This is a genomic window from Mesorhizobium sp. M1A.T.Ca.IN.004.03.1.1 (assembly GCF_003997555.1).
Lineage (GTDB): Bacteria > Pseudomonadota > Alphaproteobacteria > Rhizobiales > Rhizobiaceae > Mesorhizobium.
In genome coordinates this window covers 541,961-550,857 of sequence record NZ_RZTV01000003.1, presented here as the reverse complement: position 1 = coordinate 550,857, position 8,897 = coordinate 541,961, and the positions used below count along the sequence as shown (strand labels likewise).

The window sequence follows — 8,897 nt, the reverse complement described above, 5'->3', positions numbered from 1 at the left end:
AAAGTTTGTTTGCGCTCCATGACAGGGGCGTCCCCTTTCGACAACTCAAGGGCGAACGCCCCTCGCTTCCCGCCCCGGGTCCGATCAGGGAAAGGATTCAGGCTTTTTCGTGATACATGCAAGGGCCCAGGCGATATTTCGCCCGCGCCGCGATCATGTTTGGCAACAGCCGTTAACCATTGGCGGCGGTGACGCGCAGGCGGATCACAAAAATCAGCTCATGCCCTTCAGGCTGGAGGCGCAGTTTCCGGCTCTGCTGATCGAGGACGAGCGCATCAAGCGGTCCGAGGCTGGCAGCGGTGTCCGTGAGGACTGTGACGCCACCGCCAACCGGCAAGATAATCGTCGTGCCGTCGGTCGACCTTATCTCGACTTCACCCGAAACAGGCAAGCGCTCGACCGTATGGCTGATGCAGCCGCGGCGGCTCATGACGTTGAGATCGGTGATCGGGCCGCCCATCAACGTGGCGCGGGTCGGCACGTCGCCGGGAAAAGGAAGCGGCGCCGAGGCTGGCGTCAGCCGCGCCGGCGGTCGAGCGGCGATGTCGAGCATAATGCCGTCGCCTTCCAGCACCGACAGCGTGCGGTCGACCCCGGCGAAGCTGGAGAATGGCCCGCTGGTCTCGACGCGCGCCATGGAGATGCGCCAGTCGAAATCCTCGAGACCGGCGCCATCAGGCGAGACGGCGATCTCGGTGGTCGTGCCGCCGCCGTTCTTCCACGGCATGACGCGATAGCCGGCGGCACGAAGGATGCGCATCGCCTCAACCCAGTATGCCCGGCAGGTTGAGCTGGTGCTCCTTCGCGCACTCGATGGCGATGTCGTAACCGGCATCGGCGTGACGCATGACGCCGGTCGCCGGGTCGTTCCACAGCACGCGCTCCAGGCGCCTGGCCGCGTCAGGCGTTCCGTCGGCGACGATCACCATGCCGGCATGTTGCGAGAAGCCCATGCCGACGCCGCCGCCGTGATGCAGCGAGACCCAGGTGGCGCCGGACGCGGTGTTGAGCAGCGCGTTGAGCAGCGGCCAGTCGGAAATGGCGTCGGAGCCATCCTTCATCGCCTCGGTCTCGCGGTTCGGCGAGGCGACCGAGCCGGAATCGAGATGGTCGCGGCCGATGACGACCGGCGCCTTGAGCTCGCCCTTGGCCACCATTTCGTTGAAGGCGAGCCCCAATCGATGTCGGTCGCCAAGCCCCACCCAGCAGATGCGCGCCGGCAGGCCCTGGAAGGAGATGCGCTCGCGCGCCATGTCGAGCCAATTATGCAGATGCGTGTTGCCGGGGGTGAGTTCGCGCACCTTGGCGTCGGTCTTGTAGATATCTTCCGGATCGCCCGAGAGCGCAGCCCAGCGGAACGGGCCGATGCCGCGGCAGAACAGCGGACGGATGTAAGCCGGCACGAAGCCGGGGAAGGCGAAGGCATTTTCGAAACCCTCGTCCTTGGCGACCTGGCGGATGTTGTTGCCGTAGTCGAGCGTCGGCACGCCGGCGTTCCAGAACGCCACCATCGCCTCGACATGCTCCCGCATCGACGCGCGCGCCGCCTTCCCCACCGCCTTCGGATCGCTGACGCGCTTCTCGCGCCATTCGGCCATGGTCCAGCCCTTGGGCAGATAGCCGTTGATCGGGTCATGCGCCGAGGTCTGGTCGGTGAGGATATCGGGGCGGATCCCACGCCTGAACATCTCCGGCACGATCTCGGCGGCATTGCCGAGCAGGCCGACGGACTTCGCCTCGCCGGCCTTGGTCCAGCGCTCGATCATTTCCATCGCCTCGTCGAGCGTTTTGGCCTTCTCGTCGAGGTAGCGAGTGCGCAAGCGGAAGTCGATCGAGTCCGGATTGCATTCGATGGCGAGGCAGGAGGCGCCGGCCATGACAGCGGCCAGAGGCTGGGCGCCGCCCATGCCGCCGAGGCCGGCGGTCAGGATCCACTTGCCCTTGAGATTGCCGCCATAGTGCTGGCGGCCGGCCTCGACGAAGGTCTCGTAGGTGCCCTGAACGATGCCTTGCGTGCCGATATAGATCCAGGAACCGGCCGTCATCTGGCCGTACATCATCAGGCCCTTCCTATCGAGGTCGTTGAATTTTTCCCAGGTCGCCCAGTGCGGCACGATGTTGGAATTGGCGATCAAGACGCGCGGCGCGTCCTTGTGGGTGCGGAAGACGCCGACCGGCTTGCCCGACTGCACCAAGAGCGTCTCGTCCTCGCCGAGCGTCTTCAGTGACGCGGCGATGCGGTCGAAATCGTTCCAGGTGCGCGCCGCCCGGCCGATGCCGCCATAGACCACGAGCTCGTTCGGGTTCTCGGCGACCTCCGGATCGAGATTGTTCATCAGCATGCGCAGCGGCGCCTCGGTCGTCCAATAGCGGGCGTTGAGCTTATCGCCGCGCGGCGCGCGGACTTCACGGATGTTGTGGCGAGGGTCGGTCATGTCGGCAGTTCCCTTTCGATCAGGTGCGGCGGGAGCGTCAGCGCGCGGCCCAGGCAATCGCGGTTTCGAGAATGGTTTTCAGCGTGGCGCGGATCGGCGCCGCGTAGGTTGGGTCGTAAGGCACCGGCCAGTTGTCTGGCGCGCCCTTTTCCGACGGCTCGCGCATATAGCCGCGGTTCGAGAGCTCCATCTGCAGCGCATGGACGCCGCACTGCGGCCGGCCGAAACTTCTGGTGATCCAGCCGCCCTTGAAGCGCCCATTGACTACCCAGGACTGGCTGCTCGCCGCGAGGATGGCGGCTACCTTTTCCTGCAGCGATGGTTCGGTGCTCTTGCCGTCATTGGTGCCGAGATTGAACACCGGCAGCGTGCCTTCGAACAGGCGCGGCAGCACCGAGCGGATCGAATGGCAATCATACAGCACGATCTTCTCATGCATGCCGCGCAGCCGGTCGATCTCAGCCTGCAGTGCGGCATGGTAAGGCGCGAAGTAAGTCTCGCGGCGCCGGTCGATCTCGGACGGCGGCGGCTCCTCGCCCATGCGGTAGAGCGGGTCGCCATCAAACGTGTCGGTGGGGCAGAGCGTGGTCGTCGCCTGTCCAGGATAAAGCGAGACGCCGGAGGGGTCGCGGTTGACGTCGATGACGGTGCGCGAGATGGCGGTGTGGACGACCGTGGCGCCAAGATCGTTCGCGAAGTCGTACAGCTTGTCGATCCACCAGTCGCAGTCGCGGCGGCCGAGCCACGGCGACACCAACCGGCTGTCGAGGCCCGCAAGATCTATGCCGGTGTGCGGGATCGAGACCAGCAGCGGCGCCGTACCGCGTGTGATGGTGAGCCAGGGCGTGGTCATTGGAGCTCTCCACGGGTTGGAGCTCTACGGCGCCCCCCTCTGTCCTGCCGGACATCTCCCCCACGAGGGGGGAGATCAGATATCACGCCGGCTTTCGCCAATCGTCCACGTTGCAAGAAGGAGCGGGGCGCCAAAGTTGCCAATCTCCCCCCTTGTGGGGGAGATGTCCGGCAGGACAGCGGGGGACGTGAAGGATCGCGACCTATCAGAGCATTCAATCTCATGACGCAATCCCCGGCAGCGCCACCGCAGCCGCCGCCTTCACCGCCGCGCCGCTGCGCACCAGGGCGATCGCCTTTTCCATGTCGGGGTGGAAATGCCGGTCGTTGTCGAGATGCGGCACCTCGGCTCGGACCAGCTTGCGCACCGTTTCCAGCGCTTCGCTCGAAGCGAGCGGGGCATGGAAATCGCAACCTTGCGCGGCTGCCAACAGCTCGATGCCGATGACGGCCGTTGCATTCTCGATCATGCCGAGCAGGCGGCGCGCGCCGTGGGCAGCCATCGAGACATGGTCTTCCTGGTTGGCCGAGGTCGGGATGGAATCGACGCTCGCCGGATAGGCCTTCTGCTTGTTTTCCGAAACGAGCGCCGCCGCCGTCACCTGTGGGATCATGAAACCGGAATTGAGGCCAGGCTTCGGCGTCAGGAAAGCCGGCATGCCGGAGAGCGCCGGATCGACCAGCATGGCGATGCGGCGCTCAGACAGCGAGCCGATCTCGCAGACGGCAAGCGCGATCATGTCGGCGGCAAAGGCCACCGGCTCGGCGTGAAAGTTGCCGCCCGAGAGCGCGGTGTCGTCCTCGGCGAAGATCAGCGGGTTGTCGGTGACGCCGTTGGCTTCGGTCTCGAGCGTGTCGGCCGCCTTGCGCAGGACGTCGAGCGCGGCGCCCATCACCTGCGGCTGGCAGCGCAGGCAGTATGGATCCTGCACGCGCTCGTCACCGACGCGGTGCGATTCACGAATGGCGCTGCCGGCCATCAGATTGCGCAACGCGTCCGCGGTCTCGATCTGGCCGCGATGCTTGCGCAACAGATGGATGCGCGGATCGAAAGGCGCGTCGGAACCGCGGGCAGCATCGGTCGACAGCGCGCCGGCGACCAGCGCCGACTGGTACAGTGTCTCGGCTTCGAACAAGGCGGCGAGCGCGAAGGCGGTCGAGAACTGGGTGCCGTTGAGCAGCGCCAGGCCTTCCTTGGCGCCGAGCGCGACCGGTTCCAGCCCATGCGAGACGAAGGCAACCTTGGCCGGGAAGCGGCCATGCGGGGTAAAACATTCACCGACGCCGATCATGACGGCCGTCATATGCGCGAGCGGCGCAAGGTCGCCCGAGGCGCCGACAGAACCTTGCGCCGGCACCACCGGGATGACGTCGTTGGCGAGCATCCCCTGGAGCAGGTCGATGGTCTCGGCGCGCACGCCGGAAGCGCCCTGGGCGAGGCTCGCCAGCTTCAACGCCACCATCAGCCGCACCACGGGGGCCGGCATCGGTTCGCCGACGCCCGCGGCATGGGAAAGCACGATGTTGCGTTGCAGCGTTTCAAGATCGTTTGCCGGAATGCGAACGCTGGCGAGCTTACCGAAGCCGGTGTTGATGCCGTAGACCGGCTCGCCTTTGGCGACGATGCGGGCGACGGCTTCGGTGCTGGCCTTAATCTTCGGCCGGCAGGCATCGTCGAGCTTCGGCACGGCGCCGCGATAGATGGCGCGCCAGTCGGCAAGCGTTGCGCTGCCGGGCTTCAGGATCAGTTCGGTCATTGTCCTCTCCAGATGCGGGCATGGAGCGGATTGAAGCCCATGCGGTAGACAAGTTCGGCCGGACGCTCGATGTCCCAGACGGCAAGGTCGGCCGATTTGCCGGCTTCCAGCGTGCCGGTCCTGTCGAGAAGCCCCAGCGCACGCGCGGCCTCGCGGGTGACGCCGGCGAGGCATTCGTCGACGGTCAGGCCAAAGAGCGTCGCGGCCATGTTCATGGTGAGCAGCAGCGAGGTGAGCGGCGAGGTACCGGGATTGGAGTCGGTGGCGACCGCCATCTTCACGCCATGCCGGCGGAACAGCTCGACCGGCGTCCTCTTGGTCTCGCGGATGAAGTAGTAGGCGCCGGGCAGGATGGTCGCGACCGTGCCGGACCCGGCCATCGCCGCGGCGCCCTCCTCATCGGTGTATTCCAGGTGATCAGCCGACAGCGCGCCGTAGCGCGCGGCAAGCGCCGCGCCATGCAGGTTGGAGAGTTGGTCGGCGTGAAGCTTCACCGGCAGGCCGAGCGCTTTCGCCTTATCGAAGACGCGCGCGATCTGTTCCGGTGAGAAGGCAATGCCCTCGCAAAAGCCGTCGACGGCGTCCGCGAGCTTTTCGGCGGCAACCGCCGGGAGGATCGTGCCGGCGACGAGATCGATGAAAGCGTCCTTGTCGCCCCTGGCTTCGGGCGGCAGCGCATGGGCGGCGAGACAGGTCGTGAGGATCGTGATTGGACGCTCACCGGCCAGACGGCGGGCAGCGCGCAGCGACTTTTTTTCATTGTCGGCATCGAGGCCGTAGCCCGACTTGACCTCGACGGTCGTCACGCCTTCGGCCATCAGCGCGTCGAGGCGGGGCAGCGTCTGGGAGACGAGCTCGTCTTCGCTCGCGGCGCGCAGCGACTTGACCGAGGAAACGATGCCACCCCCTGCCCTCGCCACCTCCTCATAGGTGGCTCCGGCCAGGCGCATCTCGAATTCGTTGGCGCGGTTGCCGGCGTAGACAAGGTGGGTGTGGCAATCGATCAGGCCGGGGGTGATCCAGCGGCCCTGGCAATCAACCGTTTCGGCGCCCTGCCCGACGGCTGCCGGCAAGTCGGCCTCCGGTCCGGCATAGACGATCAGCCCGTCGCGCGCGGCGATCGCACCTTTCTCGACGATGCCGAGACCGGCAGCACCCTCGGCCATGGTCGCCAGGCGCGCATTGCGCCACAGACGAAGGCCGCTCTTTCCGTTTGCTCCACCCATCATCTTTTCCATTTGAAAGGATGACGATTATGTATATACATATTGGAACGCGACGCAAGTGTTAATGTCGCTCGGGCATTCGGATTGGGAGTTTGGACGTGATGGCGATCTTTGCGGAACAGGCGCTGCTGCCCGGCGGTTGGCGGGGCAATGTGAGGATCGCATTCGAGGGCGGCCGTATCTCTACCGTCGAAGCGGGCTCTTCGGCACACGTCGGCGACGAACGCCACGCCATCGTCCTGCCCGGCATGCCCAACCTGCATAGCCACGCCTTCCAGCGCAGCATGGCGGGGCTTGCCGAACTGCGCGGTCCCTCGGCCGACAGTTTCTGGAGCTGGCGCGAGGTGATGTACCGCTTCGCGCTGTCGATGACGCCGGACCAGGTCGAGGCAGTCGCGGCGCAGCTTTATGTCGAGATGCTGGAAGCCGGGTTTTCGCGCGTCGGCGAGTTTCACTATCTGCACCACGACCGCGACGGGCAGCCTTATGCCAACATCGCCGAGATGGCGGAGCGCATTGCTTCTGCCGCCGCCGACACCGGCATCGAGCTGACCCTGCTGCCAGTCTTCTATGCCCATTCGGCCTTCGGCGGCGCTGCTCCCAACGAAGGCCAGCGGCGATTCATCAATGATGTCGAACGCTTCAGACGTTTGCTTGAGAAAACTCGCGAGGGCGTTCGCTCGCTTGAGCAAGCCGTCGTCGGCGTCGCGCCGCACAGCCTGCGCGCCGCAACGCCGGACGAACTCAACGCCGTTGCCGCAATGGCGCCGAACGGGCCGATCCACATCCATGTCGCCGAGCAGGTGAAGGAGGTCGAGGACTGCATCGCCTGGTCGGGCAAGCGCCCGGTCGAATTCCTGCTGGCAAACGCCAAGGTCGACAGTCGCTGGTGCCTGATCCACGCCACGCATATGACCGAAGCCGAGACGATCGCCATGGCCAAGGCCGGAGCCGTCGCTGGCCTCTGCCCGATCACCGAGGCCAATCTCGGCGACGGCACTTTCGCCGCCCCCCTGTTCATCGAACATGGCGGCCGCTTCGGCGTCGGCTCCGACTCCAATGTGCTGATCGGCCCGCCGGACGAGCTTCGGCAGCTCGAATATTCGCAGCGCCTCGCCCACCGCGCTCGCAATGTGCTGGCGCGCGCCGGCGGCTCTACCGGTCGTGCGCTGTTCGATGCCGCGCTCGATGGCGGCAGCATCGCGCTCGGCGACGGCCCCTCAACCCTCGCCGTCGGCAGGCCCGCCGATTTCGTCTCGCTCGACGCCGGTCATCCCTCACTTGCCGGCAAGGCGGGCGATGCCATCCTCGACGCCTGGATCTTTGCCAATGGCAGCAAGGTCGATTGCGTCTGGGTGCATGGCAAGAAGCAAGTCAGCGGCGGCAGGCATGTCAAACGCGAGGCGGTCGCCGGGCGCTTCCGCAAAGTGATGATGGCGCTTTCCGAGGGCTGATCCCGATGAGCATGACCGAAACGGCAGAGATGGAAGACGGCGAGACCCTGTCGCTGCACCAGCGGATCCTGTCCGACATCCGGGAAAAAATCCTGTCGGGTGCATGGGCGCCCGGCCACCGCATCCCGTTCGAGCACGAGCTGACGGCTCAGTATGATTGTTCGCGCATGACTGTGAACAAGGCGCTGTCGCAGCTCGCCAAGGCGGGGTTGATCGAGCGCCGCCGCCGCTCGGGCAGCTTCGTGCGCCAGCCGCAGTCGCAGGCGGCGGTGCTGGAACTGCACGACATCAGGATCGAGGTCGAGGCGCTTGGCCTGCCCTATCGTTATGAACGGCTGGAGCGCATGAAACGACGCGGCAATGCCGAGGATCGGTCGCTGCTTGGGCTATCTGCCACGGGTCCAGTGCTTTGGCTGGAGGGGCTGCATTTTGCCGGCGAACGGCCATTCGCGCTCGAGCAGCGCCTGATCAATCTTTCGGCGGTGGGCGAGGCCAGCGAGGAAGAATTTCTCGACATCGCGCCCGGCCCCTGGCTGATCGGCCGCGTGCCGTGGAGCGAGGCCGAGCACCGTATCCGCGCCATGGCGGCTGACGAAACTATCGCCGACACGCTCGACATCGATCCCGGCGCGCCCTGCCTGGTGGTCGAGCGCCGCACCTGGAGCGCCGAGCATCCGGTCACGCATGTGCGCTTCATCTATCCGGCGGAAAGCCACACGCTTGTGGCGCGGTTCACGCCTTCGCAGGGATGAGCAATCTTCCCCTCGCGGGCCCACGAGGGGAAGATTGGCGGATCCAGCGCCTTACAGCGCCGCCGTGATAATGATCTCGACCAGATATTCCGGGGTGGCGAGCTTGGCTTCGCCGGTGGCGCGGGCGGGCGTGTGGCCTTGCGGCACCCACTTGTCCCACTCCGAATTCATCTCGGCGAAGGTGCCCATGTCGGCCAGCCAGATGATCGCCTGCACGATCTTGGTCTTGTCGGTGCCAGCCTTGGCCAGCAATTCGTCGATGGTCTTCAGGATGTCGCGAGTCTGCGAGGCGACGTTGCCGCCGGGCTCACCGACTTGGCCGGCCAGATAGACAGTGTTGCCGTGAATGACGATCTGGCTCATGCGCGGGCCGACATCGATACGACGAATGCTCATGGGAGGTTCCTTCTTTCTAGGGTCG

Annotated in this window: 8 protein-coding genes; 2 read left to right on the top strand and 6 right to left on the bottom strand. The window is 65.7% G+C overall.

Features of this window, described 5'->3' with window-relative positions:
- Positions 1–172 precede the first annotated feature (172 nt).
- The 5 genes from EOD29_RS13000 to hutI form a co-directional block, all read right to left on the bottom strand.
- Positions 173–760 (bottom strand): HutD family protein, encoded by a 588-nt coding sequence (locus EOD29_RS13000; RefSeq protein WP_095801236.1) that lies wholly within the window; start codon positions 758–760, stop codon positions 173–175.
- A gap of 4 nt (positions 761–764) precedes the next feature.
- Positions 765–2,435 carry a urocanate hydratase gene (hutU, locus tag EOD29_RS12995; RefSeq protein ID WP_127246903.1) on the bottom strand — a complete coding sequence of 557 codons (1,671 nt, stop codon included), beginning with the start codon at positions 2,433–2,435 and terminating at the stop codon, positions 765–767.
- A gap of 37 nt (positions 2,436–2,472) precedes the next feature.
- Entirely contained in the window at positions 2,473–3,288 is an 816-nt protein-coding gene (gene hutG / locus EOD29_RS12990; RefSeq protein ID WP_127246902.1) for an N-formylglutamate deformylase, read from the bottom strand.
- Positions 3,289–3,508: 220 nt separating this feature from the next.
- Positions 3,509–5,044: a histidine ammonia-lyase gene (gene hutH, locus EOD29_RS12980; RefSeq protein WP_127246901.1), complete on the bottom strand. Its 1,536-nt coding sequence runs from the start codon at positions 5,042–5,044 to the stop codon at positions 3,509–3,511.
- Positions 5,041–6,270: an imidazolonepropionase gene (gene hutI, locus EOD29_RS12975; protein ID WP_164763751.1), complete on the bottom strand. Its 1,230-nt coding sequence runs from the start codon at positions 6,268–6,270 to the stop codon at positions 5,041–5,043. Before hutI ends, hutH begins: the two co-directional genes overlap by 4 nt.
- A 98-nt stretch (positions 6,271–6,368) precedes the next feature.
- Between hutI and EOD29_RS12970 the strand changes: the two genes are divergently transcribed.
- Together EOD29_RS12970 and hutC are read left to right on the top strand one after the other, a co-directional pair.
- The gene (locus tag EOD29_RS12970) at positions 6,369–7,724 is read left to right on the top strand and encodes a formimidoylglutamate deiminase (protein WP_127246899.1); all 1,356 of its coding nucleotides are present in this window, start codon (positions 6,369–6,371) and stop codon (positions 7,722–7,724) included.
- Positions 7,725–7,729: 5 nt separating this feature from the next.
- Complete coding sequence (hutC, locus tag EOD29_RS12965) at positions 7,730–8,476, top strand: histidine utilization repressor (RefSeq protein ID WP_095824772.1); 747 nt, start codon at positions 7,730–7,732, stop codon at positions 8,474–8,476.
- Between the two features lie 51 nt (positions 8,477–8,527).
- Here the strand turns inward: hutC and EOD29_RS12960 are convergent, their stop codons facing one another.
- Positions 8,528–8,872: a RidA family protein gene (locus EOD29_RS12960; RefSeq protein ID WP_095778583.1), complete on the bottom strand. Its 345-nt coding sequence runs from the start codon at positions 8,870–8,872 to the stop codon at positions 8,528–8,530.
- Positions 8,873–8,897 lie beyond the last annotated feature (25 nt).